The sequence below is a fragment of the Alcaligenes sp. 1735tsa3 genome (genome assembly GCF_024134565.1).
Taxonomy (GTDB): domain Bacteria; phylum Pseudomonadota; class Gammaproteobacteria; order Burkholderiales; family Burkholderiaceae_B; genus Alcaligenes; species Alcaligenes phenolicus.
Window position 1 is genome coordinate 1,531,187 of sequence record NZ_CP099862.1, and the last position, 15,153, is coordinate 1,546,339.

Sequence of the window (15,153 nt, forward strand, 5' to 3'; positions counted from 1 at the left end):
AGCAAGAATAATCAATAAAATTATGCGTCTGGAGCCTTGATAAAACAATTAAATTGTATTTTGTTTGTATATAATACAATAAAACGATCCGGGATCGCTTCGATTTTTAGGAATGTCGGCATGAAAAGCCAATCCAATTCTTTGCATGTCACCTTGGCGCATCGCCTGCTGGACTACGTGCGAGCAGGGCATTTGCAGGCCGGGCATCATTTGACGGAACAATCGCTGGCCGAAGCGCTGGGTGCGTCGCGCTCGCCCATACGGGGCGCCTTGGCCTATCTGGCGGAAAAAGGCATTGTGGGCGCACAGCCGCCCCGACGTGGCTTATATCTGTTGAAAGGGGCCGACCAGCTTGGTGTGATCGAAGAAGAGCTGGGCACCAGCCAGGACGACCAGATCTATCTGCAACTGGCCCGCGACAAGCTATCTGGTATTTGGGGTGACACCTTGTCGGAGAACGACGCCATGCGCCGCTATGGCCTGACGCGCGAGCGTGTGCGCCGCATTCTGGCGCGTGCTGCCAATGAAGGTTGGATGGAACAGCGCGCCAGCAAAGGCTGGTCTTTCCTGCCCATGATTGACGGCCCTCAGGCTTGCGAAGAAAGCTATACCTTGCGTCAGATGCTGGAACCAGCGGCCATGCTGCTGCCGGGCTTCGCCATTGATTCCACCGTCTTGCGCCGGGTGCGTTTGCAGCAGCAGGCCTTGGCCGACGGGGGCTGGCGTCATGCCGGACACGCGGAAATGTATCAGGCCAATGCCACCTTCCATGAAGCCTTGGCCTCCTTGTCCGGTAACCGCTTTATCGCCCAGACCGTGACACGCCAGAACCAGTTGCGGCGCTTGCTGGAATATCAGGAAACCCTGGATCGGGAACGTATTCGTCGCCAATGCCTGGAGCATCTGGCAATTCTGGATTTGCTGGAAAAGGGCGAACGCGCTCAGGCCTCCGCCCTGCTGGCCCGCCATCTGGGCAATGCCAGTGAAGAGAAAGTACAGCAGCTGGAGCGGCAGCAGCAGCAACGCAGCGGCCAGCCCGGCGCTTTTAGTGAATCGATGGTCTCTCACGCCGAACCCATGGAGGAGACGGCGCAATTTTCTTTAATGGCGCAAGCCAAGAACCAGGAATAACGTGATGAAGCAAAAATCCCTTCCCGCCGTGTTCATGCGTGGTGGCACCAGCAAAGCCTTGATGCTCAATATTGCAGACCTGCCTGCCGAGCGCGACGACTGGACGCCTCTGTTTTCCGCTGCCATGGGTACGCCGGACCCTTACGGTCGCCAACTGGACGGCATGGGCGGTGGTGTTTCTTCCTTGTCCAAGGTTTGTATTATCGGCCCGTCCAGCCATCCGGACGCGGACGTGGACTATACCTTTGCGCAAGTAGCCATCAAGGAAGAGAAGGTGGATTACCGTGGCAACTGCGGCAATATGAGCTCGGCCGTCGGCCCTTACGCAGTAGAGCAGGGCATGGTCAAGGTTGAGGATGGCGAAGCGTGCGTACGCATTCTGAATACCAACACCAACAAGATCATTCACGCCCACTTCACGGTTGAAGATGGTCAGCCCCGGTACGACGGTGATCTGTCCATTCCCGGCGTAGGCGGCACGGGTTCGCCTATCCGTCTGGACTTTGTGGAACCGGGAGGTGCCTCTACTGGCTCGCTGCTGCCTAGTGGTGAATTGACCGAGTGGCTGGATGTGCCTGGCGTAGGCCGTATCGAGGTGTCGCTGGTGGACGCGGCCAACGCAGCCGTTTTTGTACGCGCGGCTGATGTAGGCCTGACCGGTTTGGAACTACCCGACTGGTTGGAAGCGCACCCCGAAGTGCTGGAGCGTCTGGACGCAATTCGTGTGCAGGCGTCGGTACGCATGGGCATTGCTCCCGATGTGGAAGCCGCACGTCAGATTCGCATCGTGCCCTTTGTTTGCATCGTGTCGCCGGCTCAGGACAACCCGACCTTGTCTGGCGACGTGGTTCCTGCCAAAGAGATTGATCTGGTTGCCCGCGTGATTTCCAATGGCCAGCCGCACCGCGCCTTGCCCTTGACGATCTCGCTGTGCACCGCTGTGGCTGCTCGTTTGACGGGCAGCCTGCCTTCGCAATGTCTGTCTGACTCGGTTGCCCCTCAAGGTCCACTGCGTCTGGGCATGCCTTCCGGTGTGCTGACAGTGGGCGCGGAAGTGGAAAAGAAAGACGGCCAGTGGTTTGCCAAGGCCGGTTCTTTCTATCGTACGGCGCGTCGCCTGTTTGATGGCCGTGTGTGGGTTCCTGGCAAAGCCTTGAAGGACTAATCCACGATACGCAAGTCCTGCGAGGGCGAACGCCCGAAGCGGGACTTGTAGTCTGCACAGAAGCGGCCGAAATGGTTGAAGCCGCAGCGCAAGGCAATCTCGCTGACCTGGGTACCCGGCACGGCATGACGAATGGCTTGCTGGGCCGCTTCCAGACGAATCTGTTTCAAGAACTGCATGGGGCTCAGCCCCCGCTCCGTACGAAATGCCAGCGTCAGGCTGCGCACACTGGCACAGGCCGCGGTGGCAATCTGCTCCAGCGTCAGGGCCTCGTCCAGGCTGGCCCGCATGAAATCCTCCGCTCTTTGTACCCGGCGCGAACTGGCCGGGCGCACGCTTTGCTGCAATTGCTGGCTGTAGTTACCCGGCTGGGTATGAAACAGATGCAGCAAAAGATTGTCCTCGGCCTGACGCGACCACTGATCCATTTCGGGCGGCAAATGCCCGCCATAAGCCAGCAAGCTGCCAATCTGGTGCTGCCAGGCGCAGCCGTGCGGCGAATCCAGAGACATGCCAGCAGCAAATTCAATGGGCCGATCCAGGCTCAAGCCCAAGGTCTGACGGGCCACTTCTTCCAGCCTGTGGCGCGGAATCTTCACTAAAAACTGTTCACAGCCCTGTTCCCAATCCAGTTCAACCTGCAGGGAAGGGGAGATCACGCTGGCGATTTTGGGGTTGGCCTGGACGTACTCTCGACCAACCCGAATACAGGAGCGTCCCTGTATAGGCACCTGAAACAGCAGGAAATCCTCCAGAATCCCCGGCGACACCTGCACCGCCGCGCCATATTTCAGCAAGACAAAGGAAAAGCTGTGGCTGCTGGCATAGCGCAGGGAAGCATCGACCGGGCCGTCATTCCAGGTCAAGCGGTGCTCGGTTAAAAAACCGGCCGTCTCGCTGCGTGTCTGGTCCGGGCAGCGCGATTCAAAGCGCGGCGCACTGTGTTGCAAGGGGGCCAGCCCTGACATAAACCACGCTTGCATGATGTGTGTCTCCAAATTTTTGCCGGTTCGGGATAAGGCTTGCCATATCTGGATAGCCGCCCATTCTGCGCCGGTCTAATGTATTTCAAACCTAAAACAGTAGTCCTGTCCCGGCACCTTAGCAGATTGGGATACGACTGGGAATTGCTGTATTCACGTAGTCCCTTGGGCCCGTCTTTTCTGGCTTGCAGGACAAGCGCCGCAAAAATCACGGGCGTCAGTGGTACACAGCTTCCGGCGTATTGGGGGTGGTCCAAGGCAGAACTAAAGTCCAGTTTTTTGAAAGACAGAGGACGGAGACAAACATGAAAAAACAAGTGGCGTTCTGTATGAGCACGCTGGCCTTGGCCCTGGCCTGTAGCCCGGCATCCAGTCAGGAAGTATTCAAGGTGGGGCTGCTAACCACCTTGTCTGGCCCTGGTGCAGCCATTGGCGCAGAAATCCGTGATGGTTTCGAGCTGGGCCTGAACCACTCGGGTGGCAAGCTCGGCGGTGTGGATGTGGCCTTGACGGTGCTGGATGATCAGCAAAAACCAATGGAAGGCCGCCAGGCGGTGGACCGTCTGGTCAAGCGTGACAAGGTCGATGTGATTACCGGCATGGCTTTCTCCAATGTGCTGCTGCCCGTGATGCCGACGATTTTGAACAGTGACACGGTCTACATTTCCGCCAACACCGGCCCGGCCGATTACGCGGGCGAACGTTGTCACCCCAATTTCTTCAGCGTGTCCTGGCAGAACGAGGATATTCCCGCTGCCATGGGCAAGTACGTGACCGATCAGGCGCACAAGAAAGTCTATTTGATTGCCCCCAACTACCCCGGTGGTCGCGAGTCCATTGAAGGCTTCAAGCGTCTGTTCAAGGGCGAGATTGCCGACGAAGTGTATGTGAAGGTCGGCCAGATGGATTACGCCGCCGAGCTGGCACAAATGCGAGCTTCGGGTGCGGATGCCGTGTTTTTCTTCCTGCCTGGCGGAATGGGCGTGTCTTTTATCAAGCAGCTGATCAACTCGGGCCTGTCCACGCAACTGGCGGTGTATACCCCCGGCTTCTCGGCTGATCAGGACACGATTGCCGCGATTGGCGAGTCCATGAAGGGCATGGCGAATGCCGCCCAGTGGTCGCCGGATCTGGATAACCCGGTCAACAAACGCTTTGTGGCGGATTTTGAAAAGACCTACGGTCGCCTGCCTTCCATGTACGCCTCCCAGGGCTACGACGCCGCCTTGTTGCTGGATGGTGCACTGAAGGCTGACCCCAAGGCCGCTACCGACCGCGAAGCCCTGCGTAAAGCCTTGCGCAGCGCACCGTTCGAGTCTGTACGCGGCGCCTTTGCCTTTAACAACAACCAGTATCCGGTGCAGACCTACTACATGCGTGAAGTGGCCCCGAATGACAAGGGCCAGATGAGCAACAAGATTGTGTCCACCGTATTCGAGCAGTTCCAGGATCATTTTGCACCGCAGTGCAAGATGGAAAAGTCATAAAGAGGGTGCGTCAAGCATCCGGCAGCAAGGAGGTAATGATGAGCTATAGCAACGAACAGCTGTCCGCATTGGTGCGGGGAGACAGCGTACATAAATCGGTCTATACCGACCCCGAGATCTTCCGTCTGGAGATGGAACGCATTTATGGCCGTGCCTGGATCTACATCGGCCACGACAGCCAGGTGCCTAATCCCGGCGACTACCACACCACCTTGTTGGGCGGCCAGGACGTCATCATGGTGCGCGGCAGCGACAAGAAGGTGTACGTGCTCTACAACCGTTGCCCGCACAAGGGTGCGAAAGTAGTGGCCGATGGCTGTGGCAACGCGGGCAAGTTCTTTCGCTGTCCTTACCACGCCTGGACGTTCAAGCTGGACGGTCAGCATCTGGCCGCTCCGATGAAAAACGGCCTGGAAAACACCTGTTTTGATCCCAAGCACCCGGACTTCTCCATGCGCCGTGTGGCTCGTGTGGAAAGCTACCGTGGTTTTGTTTTTGCCTGTCAAAGCGCCCACGGCCCGGACCTGAAAGAGTTTTTGGGTCCCATCATCACCTCCATCGACAATCTGTGCGATCGCTCGCCCGTGGGTGAAGTGGAAGTGGCCGGTGGCAGCTTCAAGGTCTGGCAGCCCTCCAACTGGAAGGTGTTCTACGAGAACCTGCACGACACCATGCACGCCAACGTGACGCACGAGTCGTCCTACGTGGCCGCCCGTGAGCAAGCCGAAGATTACGGCTCCATGCCATTGGAACTGCACATCATGGACGGTAACGGCGAGCCCTACGGTTTCTGGGAAAAGCTGGACCTGTATGCCTTTGATAACGGCCACGGCTATATGGAAGGGATTTTCAATCCAGGTGCCATCGAAACCGACCCGATCACCAAGGCGCACTACGAAACGCTGAAAGAAGCCTACGGTGAAGAAAAAGCCTTGAACATTCTGGGCGAGAACCGTCACAACAGCATTATTTACGGCAGTGGCTCGCCCCACACCGTATTCCAGCAGTTCCGTGTGATTCGCCCAGTGGCGGTGGACCGCACTCATGTGGAAATCCAGCTGTTTCGTCTGAAAGGTGCGCCGGACGATATTTACAAGCGCGGCCTGATGTACGCCAACCTGATCAACTCGCCGTCGTCCAACGTGATGCCGGACGATATCGAAGTCTATGGCCGCTGTCAGGAAGGTAACCAGACCAATGGCGGAGACTGGATCAGCATGCACCGCTATGACGGCACTGACAAGCCTATCGAAGGCGGTATGGTCGCCACCAACGGCACCAGCGAATTGCCCATGCGCAATCAGTTCCGCGCCTGGAAGCATTTCATGACTACCAGTCTGTACGACGCGCCTGCGCAGTCGGAAGACAGTGGTAAAGCCACGGTGCGTTCGGCTTCTGGTGAGCCCATCGCCCCCGGAACACAGGCTTAAGCGGGCTGCTGTCCGAGCCAAGGAGAATTCTTATGTTGTTTGATATTGATTTTGACGTCAGCGTGGATCAGGTCACGCCTGTGAACCTGAGCCTGGAAGCCATCCGTGAAGTGGAGCAGTTCATCTATCACGAAGCTCGTTTGCTGGACGAGCGTCGCTGGCAAGCATGGCTGGATCTGTGGACCGAGGAGGGCATGTACTGGATTCCTCACAGCTACGATCAGGAAAGCCCTTACGAGCACATTTCCCTGTGCTGGGAAAACAAGCTGCTGCGTGAACTGCGTATCCGTCGTCTGGAAAACCACCGCAACTGGTCCCAGCAGCCAATCACACAGTCCTGCCGTGTGCTGGGTAATGTGATGATTGATGGCACTGATCCGGAAGGCTATCTGGTGGTGCGTTCCAGCTTCCACTCCATGGAGTGGCGTGGCAAGGATCCGGTCTACCGTGTGGGCAGCCTGATTCACAAGCTGCAGGCCCAGGAGGGCGGTGGCTGGAAACTGCGCATGAAGCAGGTGAACCTGGTGGATCGTGACGCGGTTCACGGCGCTATTCAGGTGTACATCTAATGTCGGCAGCCCATCACACAGCCTTGCTGGCCCTGCATTATCAAAACGACGTCCTGCACGCCGATGGCCTGATCCGCGTGGGGGTAGAGGCCAATAGCCCCCAGCGTCAGGCCTTGATCGAGGCCGCAGGCCGTTTGCTGGCGCAGGCCCGCGCACAGGGCGTGCCCATTGTGCATGTGCGGGTGGGCTATCGGCCTGACTATGCCGACCTGCTGTGCAATGCGCCGATTCTGCACAATGTGAAACGAATCGGTGCCATGCAGACTGGCAGTTGGGGAGCCCAGTTCTTTGACGGGCTGGCTCCCTTGCCCGATGAGTTTGAAGTTCACCACACGCGTATCAACGCTTTCTTTGGTTCCGCGCTGGAGCCAGTGGTGCGTCGTTTGGGCGTGGAGCGCCTGGTAATTGCCGGTGTGGCTACCCATTCTGTAGTCGAGAGCACAGTGCGCCATGCGGTGGATATGGGCTATGAGGTGGCGGTGGTGGCCAGCGCTTGTGGTGCTCCCCCCGCGACCCATGAGGCCTCCCTGGCCAGCATGAGCCTGATTGCTCATATTGACCGGGACGAAGATTGGGCGACGGTGTTCGGCGCACCAAAAGTAGAGTAGGAGAAGCACATGCAGCAGGACATGAAGGTGAATTTACAAGGTAAGGTCGCCATCGTGACCGGGTCCACGCAAGGGCTGGGGGCGGACATCGCCCTGGCTCTGTGTGCCGCCGGTGCGTGGGTGCTGATCGTGGGTCGCAGTCAGGAAGAAGGTCAGCGTACCGAGGCGCGTCTGCAGGCCGTGGGCAAGGCCCAGTTCATGGCCGCCAATATTTGTGATGATGCACAGCTGGATGCCTGCGTGCAGGCCGCCCTGGCACAAACCGGCCGCATCGACATTGTGGTGAACAATGCCTGTTCCTACGGGGACGAAGGTCTGGCTTCCAGCCGGGAGCTATGGCATCAAACGCTGGATGTGAACCTGATCTCTAGCGCGATTCTGGCCCAGAAAGCCACGCCGCATATGGGGCAGGGTGGGGTCATCATCAATATGGGCAGTACAGGTGGCAAATTCGGCGTGGCCGGGCGCGCCCTGTATCCGGCTTCCAAAGCGGCCATCCTGCAATTTACAAAAAGCTTGGCCGTGGAATTGGCTCCCTCGGGGATTCGTGTGCTGACGGTTTCGCCCGCCTGGACTTGGTCGCCATCCGTTGAGCGCATGAGCGGTGGCTCGCGCGAGCTGGCCAATCAGGTGGGGGCGCAGGTTCATCCTTTGGGTCGAGTCGGTTCCGGCGAAGAAGTGGCTCAGGTGGTCTTGTTTGCCGTGTCGGGCGCGGCTTCCTGGATGACAGGGATTGATCTGCCCGTGGACGGTGGCTTTTCCGTGCTCGGGCCAGAGCAGGGCAAGTCGCCCCGTCACTGGTTTGAACGCTGGCCGGCGCAGTCGTCTGGCTCATAAATCAAAAAGTGCGGTAAAAGATGTCCAGGGCTTGTGAACACCTGTTTCTTGTTGTGTGTTCACAAGCCCTGACCCCGTTCAGGGCAATTTAAAAAAGGTGTGGGATGACAGACTCAACAAATAAAAAATCGTATGCCGTCATTGTGGTGGGCAGTGGCATCAACTCCCTGGTATGTGCCGCCTTGCTGGCGCAAAAGGGCAAGCAAGTCCTGGTACTGGAACGTAACGACCGCGCGGGCGGGTGTATCCGTACCGAGGAGCTGTTTCCGGGCTTTACCCATGAGTTGCTGTCGTCCTGGTACCCCTTGTTCACATCCGGCGCTGCCTATGCCCGTTTGAAAGACGATCTGGCCGCCCAGGGCGTGGAGTTTCTGGAAAACGGCTACACCACCGGCGTAGTGGGCAGCGATGGCAAAGGCCTGGCCCTGCGCCACGATGTGGGCGATTCCATTCAGCGTATCAATGGTCTGCAAGCTGGTGATGGCGATGCCTTTGGTGCCATGTGCAGCCAGTTGTTCGAGCACGATGCGGGCCTGACCTTCGGCTTGCTGGGCACCGAGCCATACAGCCGTGGCTTGTTGGGTTTGCTGTTTTCGCAATGGCGCAAGCGCCGCATGGACGGCATGGTCCAGTACGGACGCGAGTCCCTGGAATCCTTCCGCCGCTGGGCTGACCGTGAACTGAAAGATGACCGTGTGCGCGGCATGATGGCTCCCTGGGTCTTGCACTCGGGCCTGGGCCCTGACGACGCCTGCTCGGCCTTGATCGGCAAGCTGACCTTTGCGGCCGTGGTGGCCGGTGGCATGCCCGTGGTGAAAGGTGGCGGCCAGAATCTGGTGCGTGCGCTATGCGCCATTATTGAAAAGGCTGGTGGCCGTATTCAACTGAACACCGAAGTGGAAGAAATTGTGCTGGAAGGACAAAAAGCCCGTGGCGTGCGTGCCGGCGGCCAAGTCTACGAAGCCAGCCATGTGGTGTGCAACGTTACACCGCCACAGCTCTATGGTCGTTTGTTGCCGGGTGCTCCCGCTCAAGTACGTGAACAAGCTAATGCCTACCGCTTTGGCCGTGGCGACATGCAAATTCATCTGGCGTTGGACAGCATGCCTAACTGGAGCGATCCAGAGCTGCTGAAAGTACCGTTGCTGCACCTGTCCGACAGCCTGGAAGACGTCAGCATGAGCGTGGCCCAGGCCAATAACGGCCTGATCCCGGCCAAGTTCACCGTGGCTATCGGCCAGCCATGCTCGCTGGACCCCAGCCGTGCGCCGGAAGGCAAATGGATACTGTGGATGCAGATGCAGGACATGCCGTCCAAGCTGCGCGGTGATGCTGCTGGCAAGATCGACGTGCCGGAAGACGGCAAATGGACCGAAGAAGTCAGCCAGGCCGTGGCCGAGCGCATCATCGACCAACTGGAAGGCGTCATGCCCGGTTTGCGTCAACAAATCGTGGGCCAGAAGGTACTGTCGCCGGCGGATCTGGAATCCATCAACTGCAACCTGGTGGGCGGCGACCCCTACTCGGGCATCTGCTCCCCTGACCAATTCTTCTGGATGCGCCCCTTTGCCGCCAGTAACGGTGCCCGGTCTCACGCCACACCGTACAAGAATGTCTACCACATTGGTGCGTCCACCCATCCAGGCCCAGGTCTGGCGGGAGCGTCCGGATTCATGGTGGCGGAGCAGATTCGTTAATCCTGCTTGTTCCTGTGCCTGAGGTTTGATACCTGCAGGCAGAATAACCGGCCGGGGTAGGTGTTTTGCACCTGTTCTGGCCGGTTTTTTTTACTTCTTGGCATTCAGCCAGAAGGGGGGGATGAGGGGGAGTAAAGGAGCCGGAACCTGAAAAGTGAGCAGTTCGGGGCGTTTATCGCCTAAAAAAACAGGGTTCTCGTGAATACCTCATGCGCCAAGCCCACAATAGTTCGGTATTCTGTGCATGTTTTCTGCTGCCCTGGCGGTTTCATGCTTGGGGCCTCATTGTTTAGCCGGAGTTTTATTGATGCACGCTTTTCGCCGTTCGCGCCTGTGTGCTTTTTTGTCCTTGTGGCTGCTGGCTGTGGTGCTGGCTGTTACCGCTGTCCCTGTGACGGCCGAGACGGTGGCATTGACGCCTGCGCAGGCCAGTGAATCCCTGAATGAATTGCGTGACACGCTGCAAACTGTCCAGGACCGTTTGCAGAAAAATGATGGCTTGGGCGATTCCGATCTGGTTGCCTTGCGCAATCAGTTGCTGCTGGCGCAAGAGCAGGCTCAGGAAATGAGTGTGCGTCTGGAGCCTGAGCTGTTGAGCGTGACCGCGCGTCTGAATCAGTTGGGGCCTGTGGATGATCCGGCGGGGGAGTCCGAGGACATTGCGCGCCAGCGTGCTCAATTGCAGCAGGCGGTGACCGAGCTGGACGGCATGATCAAGCTGGCCCGTTTGATCGGCGTGGAAACAACACAAGGCCTGGATCAGGTGTCCAAGCAGCGCCGCGTAATTTTCCAGGCGGAATTGGGTCGGCAGTCGCAGTCCGTGTTGACACCACGCTTCTGGCGCAATGTGTCGCGCGACTTGCCCGGTGATCTGGCCAGGGTCGAACGCATGCGCAAGGATCTGGCTCAGCGGGTAATCGATTTGCCCGCTTATGTGCTGTGGTCGGCAGGAGCCTTGGCTCTGGTCTTGCTGGCTTTGTCGGTCTGGGCGGTACGGGGGCTGGAGCGTTTTACCATCAACCACACCAAGCCCTCGCGCTTGCGACGCTCTTTTTATGCGACGGCTTTGATTGTGCTTTACAGCCTGACGCCCGGTTTGTTGGCATCGGTGGCGGCAGGGTTGTTTTACTGGAACGGCAATCTGGCTCCGGATCTGTCCAGCTTTGTGTCCAAGTCCGTATTCGCCTTGTATCTGGGTGGCTTTGTGACCGGGATGGGCCGTGTGCTTTTGTCGGCGCAGCGTCCTAGCTGGCGCTTGCCTCCCATTCCCAGCAATGTGGCTTTGAAGCTGGCATGGTTGCCCATTGCTCTGGGCATCATGGTGGCCTTGACCTGGATGTCGCAGCAGTTGCTGGGCCTGATCAATGCCACGCTCAGCACTACCTTGCTGGTCAACAGTTTTAACACGCTGACACTGAGCATCTTTATTGCCATTGCAGCCTGGAACTTGAGCCAGGGACGGGACAAGACTCCCGTTCCAGAAGGTGGCGAGGACCCACAGAAAACGGCTCCGGTTCAGCAGGGGGCGACCTGGTTACGCGCCATTCCTATCACCTTGGGTGTGGTCATTGGGCTGGGGATGATTGCCTTCTTGCTGGGCTACATCGCCTTGAGCAGTCTGATTGTGCAAGAGGTGTTGTGGCTGAGTCTGGTGATTTGCACCTGCTATGTCCTGGTCGCGCTGATTGCGGATATCGGTCAAAGCCTCTTGCTGCAATTTAAAGAGAAGCGCGCCGCTAATGAATGGACCAGTACGCAATTGCGTGGCAGCAGCCAGATCGTGATCGTGCTGTCCGGAGCCTTGCGTTTATGCCTGATTATTACGGCGATTACCCTGGTCTTGCTGCCTTTTGGGGAAGACCCCACGCAGTGGCTGCAGCGTCGTTTGGGCTTTTTGGTTAAAGGTTTTTCTTTAGGTCAGGTTCAGTTAAAACCCAGCTCGGTCCTGCTGGCCGTGCTGATTCTGGTGCTGGGCATTTTGTTCGTTAAAGCCTTGCAGCGCTGGGTTGCCAACCAGCTTTTACCCGCCACGCGTATCGATCCGGGTATGCGAGTGTCTACTGCTAATCTGTTCAGCTATGTGGGCTACTTTATTGTGGTGGCTACGGCGATTTCGTCTCTCGGAATCGGTCTGGAGCGCATGGCCTGGGTGATTTCAGCCTTGTCGGTGGGTATCGGTTTTGGCTTGCAAGCGGTGGTGCAGAACTTTGTATCGGGGCTGATTCTGCTGGCCGAACGTCCCATCAAAATTGGGGACTGGGTCAGCCTGAACGGGGTAGAGGGCAATGTACGCAAGATCAATGCCCGTGCCACGGAAATTGAAATGTTCGACCGCTCCACCTTGATCGTGCCGAACTCCGAATTCATCACCAAAACCGTGCGTAATGTGACCTTGAGCAATCCCTTGGGGGTAGTGAAGGTCAAGATCAATATGCCTATCGACACAGACGCTAAACGGGTACGTTCTATCATGCTGGATGTGATGCAGAACTACAGCGACGTGCTGGCCGACCCGGCGCCGGATGTGACGCTGGATGGCTTTGATGCCAACGGCTTGCAGTTCACGGCGACCTGCTATGTAAGCTCGCCTCGCATTGGCAGCCGGGTACGCAGTGTCCTGATGTTCGATATTCTGGATGAATTACGCAAGGAAGGTCTGGCGTTGCACCATACTCAGACCATGACGGTGTTGCCCAATACACCGGTCGCCAGCCAGAATGAAAGCGGCAACCCCTTGCTGAATGATTGAACCTCGATAAAAACAACAGGCAGGCCCCAGGGAGACAACAGCCATGAAGACGCTACGACTAGGTGTGCAGGTCTTGCTCTTGTTTCTGGCTCTGCTGGGGGCCTGGCCACAGGCACAGGCACAAGCCTTGTCCGAGGTAGAGCAAGAGCGTGAGATGATTCGAGAGCTGCAGCAGGCCCAGGATGAAATCCGCCTGATGCAGTACCGCCTGGAAGGCAACCAGGTATCGATACGGCCCGAGCGCAGCTACGAGGAAGATCAAAAGCTGGTGCGAACGCAGGAGCTGTCCGGACGGGTGGTGCAGTCTCTGGAGCGGCGCAGCCGCCTGTTGAAGGCACGTTTGCAGGAGCTGGGCGAAGATTCGGGCGATGAGGCCGAGCAGCTCATCGTTCATAACGAACGCATGCAATTGCGCCGTGCCGATGCTGCCTTGCGGGCTGATCTGCGCGTAGCGCGTCTGGTGCAGGTGGAGGCGCAACAAGCTCGTCAGTTGCTGCGAGAGGCGACGGTGCGCTATGAGAAAGCGAAGCGTTGGCGACGCAATGCCTCTTTGATCCTGCTGGAAAGTTTGCCCGAACTTGCACAGGCCTGGCCCGCTGACCGTTCCAAACTATCTGACTTTGCCCAGCAGTGGCGAGGAACATGGAGCAATAGCAGTTGGCAGCAAAGCAGCGCCTCATTGTGGATGGCGGCGGCGGTTCTGCTTGTGATGCTGGCTTTGTTCCGCGTCATGCCCCTATGGGTAAGCCGTTATCTGCCAGCCGGACGCTTGCGTCGCTCCAGTCTGATCATTGCCAATTTCTTCCTGTGGTTTATCGCTACCTGGGTGGTAGTGGACCAGCTGGTTGAACTGGTGTTTCAACGGCCAGGCCTTTCTCCCACCCAGTTTGAGCTTCTGGCTTATTTGAAAGTAGGAGCTTGGGCTGCGGCAGTGGCGCTGGCTTGTCTCAAGAGTATGGTGGTTCAGCCTCGGGCTTCCTGGCGTTTGATTCCCGTTTCCACTCAGACTCAGCATAGGCTGCGTTACCTTGCACCCGCTTTTTTCCTGCTGGTGTATGCGGACATCACAAGCAGTTTTTTTCGGGGATCGATAGGTTTATCGGATGCATTTCAGTCCATGGCTGATGGTGTGAGCAGCCTGCTGTATTTGATCCTGTATGGCTATGGCTTGTGGGTTCTGCGAGACGAGCTGTTCAATCGTACTGATGTCGCGGGGCAGGGGGCGAGCCGAACGGGACGCAGTTGGGCTCGTCTGGCCTTTAAAGGCGGCGTCCTTGTTTACATTCTGGTGTTGGGCTTGTTCATCGGCGGCTGGCAAGGCCTGTCGGATGACTTGATGTCGCATTTCATCACCATGCCCTTGATCCTGGGGCTGCTGGCCTACGTTTGTATGGTGTGGCTGCAGGACATTGCGGATTCCTTGCTGACCTATTTACGTAACCGCAGCCATGATCCAGAGGCTGCGCCGATTCGCGTGCAAAGCCAGTTCATCGTTGTGTTTTTTGCTATCGCCCGGATGAGCGTGTTGCTTCTGGCGATCTGGATGGTGAGTGGGGATTGGTTAACTGAACCCAAACAGATGCTGGAGTCGGGGCTGGATGTCTCGCGTGAGGCCTTGCGTCTGGGAGCGGTGCAGTGGCGCCTGGACTTGTGGCTGATTGCCTTGGGCGTGATGCTGGTGGGGGCCGTCCTGATTCATTTCCTGCGTACCTGGCTGCGTCAGCATTACATGCCTAACACCACGCTGGAGCCGGGCCTGCAAAATGCGATCGTGGGCATGGTTGGGTACGTTGCCTATTTTGTTCTGTTGGTGATCTGCCTGTCCATGCTGGGTGTGCCGATTGAATCGGTGACCTGGATCTTTACGGCCTTGACGGTGGGGCTGGGTTTTGGCTTGCGAGGCATTGTGCAGAACATTGCCTCTGGCCTGATGCTGATGGTTGAGCGTCCCGTCAAAGTGGGAGACTGGGTGGAGGTAGAGGGCAGCGAAGGCAATGTGCGCCAGATTCGTTTGCGGGCGACCTATGTTGAGCGCTTTGATCGCACCATGGTCATGGTTCCCAACTCCCAGATGATGGGGCGGCAGGTGCGTAATCTGACTTACACCCCGACCTCCTTGGGCGCGATCGAGTCCCGCTTGCTGTTTCCGCTGGATGTGGACGCGGATGCGGTCATGCTGATTTTGCGTGAGGCCGTACAGTCCGAGCCGGAAATTCTGACCGAGCCAGCCCCTATCTTGTCTTGCGACGGAATTTTTGGGGATGGGGTGGCATTCAGCACCCGTTGTTTCATCAATACCATGCGAGTCCAGCGCCGGGTGCGCAGCAATCTGATGCTCGATATCCTGCGTCGTCTGCGTCAACAGGGCATTAGTCTGCATCCTGCCCAACGCTGGGTTCAGGAAGCCATGGACAAGGACAGGGCCGACGACCCCGACCTTTAGGGTTTTCCCAGTGATTGAAAGCTGAAATATTCATCCGTATAATTTGTTTAGCCA

11 protein-coding genes are annotated in these 15,153 nt (G+C 57.7%); 10 read left to right on the forward strand and 1 reads right to left on the reverse strand.

Going from position 1 to position 15,153, the window contains the following annotated elements; translation table 11 throughout:
* Positions 1-120: 120 nt before the first annotated feature.
* Together NIZ92_RS07025 and NIZ92_RS07030 are read left to right on the forward strand one after the other, a co-directional pair.
* Positions 121-1,131: a GntR family transcriptional regulator gene (locus tag NIZ92_RS07025; protein ID WP_009460951.1), complete on the forward strand. Its 1,011-nt coding sequence runs from the start codon at positions 121-123 to the stop codon at positions 1,129-1,131.
* Positions 1,132-1,135: 4 nt separating this feature from the next.
* Complete coding sequence (locus tag NIZ92_RS07030; RefSeq protein ID WP_009460950.1) at positions 1,136-2,296, forward strand: 2-methylaconitate cis-trans isomerase PrpF family protein; 1,161 nt, start codon at positions 1,136-1,138, stop codon at positions 2,294-2,296.
* Here the strand turns inward: NIZ92_RS07030 and NIZ92_RS07035 are convergent.
* On the reverse strand, positions 2,293-3,279 hold the full coding sequence (locus NIZ92_RS07035) for an AraC family transcriptional regulator (RefSeq protein ID WP_009460948.1): 987 nt from the start codon (positions 3,277-3,279) through the stop codon (positions 2,293-2,295). The two genes, NIZ92_RS07030 and NIZ92_RS07035, sit on opposite strands and share 4 nt — an antisense overlap.
* A gap of 305 nt (positions 3,280-3,584) precedes the next feature.
* Here NIZ92_RS07035 and NIZ92_RS07040 point away from each other — a divergent pair, with 305 nt between their 5' ends.
* The 8 genes from NIZ92_RS07040 to NIZ92_RS07075 all read left to right on the forward strand — a co-directional run bounded on the left by NIZ92_RS07040 (position 3,585) and on the right by NIZ92_RS07075 (position 15,099).
* Positions 3,585-4,766: an ABC transporter substrate-binding protein gene (locus tag NIZ92_RS07040; RefSeq protein ID WP_009460946.1), complete on the forward strand. Its 1,182-nt coding sequence runs from the start codon at positions 3,585-3,587 to the stop codon at positions 4,764-4,766.
* A gap of 38 nt (positions 4,767-4,804) precedes the next feature.
* The gene (locus NIZ92_RS07045) at positions 4,805-6,196 is read left to right on the forward strand and encodes an aromatic ring-hydroxylating dioxygenase subunit alpha (protein WP_254003208.1); all 1,392 of its coding nucleotides are present in this window, start codon (positions 4,805-4,807) and stop codon (positions 6,194-6,196) included.
* Between the two features lie 32 nt (positions 6,197-6,228).
* Positions 6,229-6,765: an aromatic-ring-hydroxylating dioxygenase subunit beta gene (locus NIZ92_RS07050; protein ID WP_035268326.1), complete on the forward strand. Its 537-nt coding sequence runs from the start codon at positions 6,229-6,231 to the stop codon at positions 6,763-6,765.
* Positions 6,765-7,373 carry a cysteine hydrolase family protein gene (locus NIZ92_RS07055; RefSeq protein ID WP_115635041.1) on the forward strand — a complete coding sequence of 203 codons (609 nt, stop codon included), beginning with the start codon at positions 6,765-6,767 and terminating at the stop codon, positions 7,371-7,373. The genes NIZ92_RS07050 and NIZ92_RS07055 overlap by 1 nt, the downstream gene beginning before the upstream one ends.
* Positions 7,374-7,382: 9 nt before the next feature.
* Positions 7,383-8,210 carry an SDR family oxidoreductase gene (locus tag NIZ92_RS07060; RefSeq protein ID WP_254002954.1) on the forward strand — a complete coding sequence of 276 codons (828 nt, stop codon included), beginning with the start codon at positions 7,383-7,385 and terminating at the stop codon, positions 8,208-8,210.
* 104 nt (positions 8,211-8,314) lie between these two features.
* On the forward strand, positions 8,315-9,907 hold the full coding sequence (locus NIZ92_RS07065; RefSeq protein WP_254002955.1) for an NAD(P)/FAD-dependent oxidoreductase: 1,593 nt from the start codon (positions 8,315-8,317) through the stop codon (positions 9,905-9,907).
* A gap of 307 nt (positions 9,908-10,214) precedes the next feature.
* Positions 10,215-12,656, forward strand: a complete 2,442-nt coding sequence (locus tag NIZ92_RS07070; RefSeq protein WP_035268314.1) for a DUF3772 domain-containing protein — start codon at positions 10,215-10,217, stop codon at positions 12,654-12,656.
* Between the two features lie 43 nt (positions 12,657-12,699).
* A complete protein-coding gene (locus NIZ92_RS07075; RefSeq protein ID WP_254002956.1) occupies positions 12,700-15,099 on the forward strand; it encodes a mechanosensitive ion channel family protein in 2,400 nt (799 codons plus the stop codon).
* Positions 15,100-15,153 lie beyond the last annotated feature (54 nt).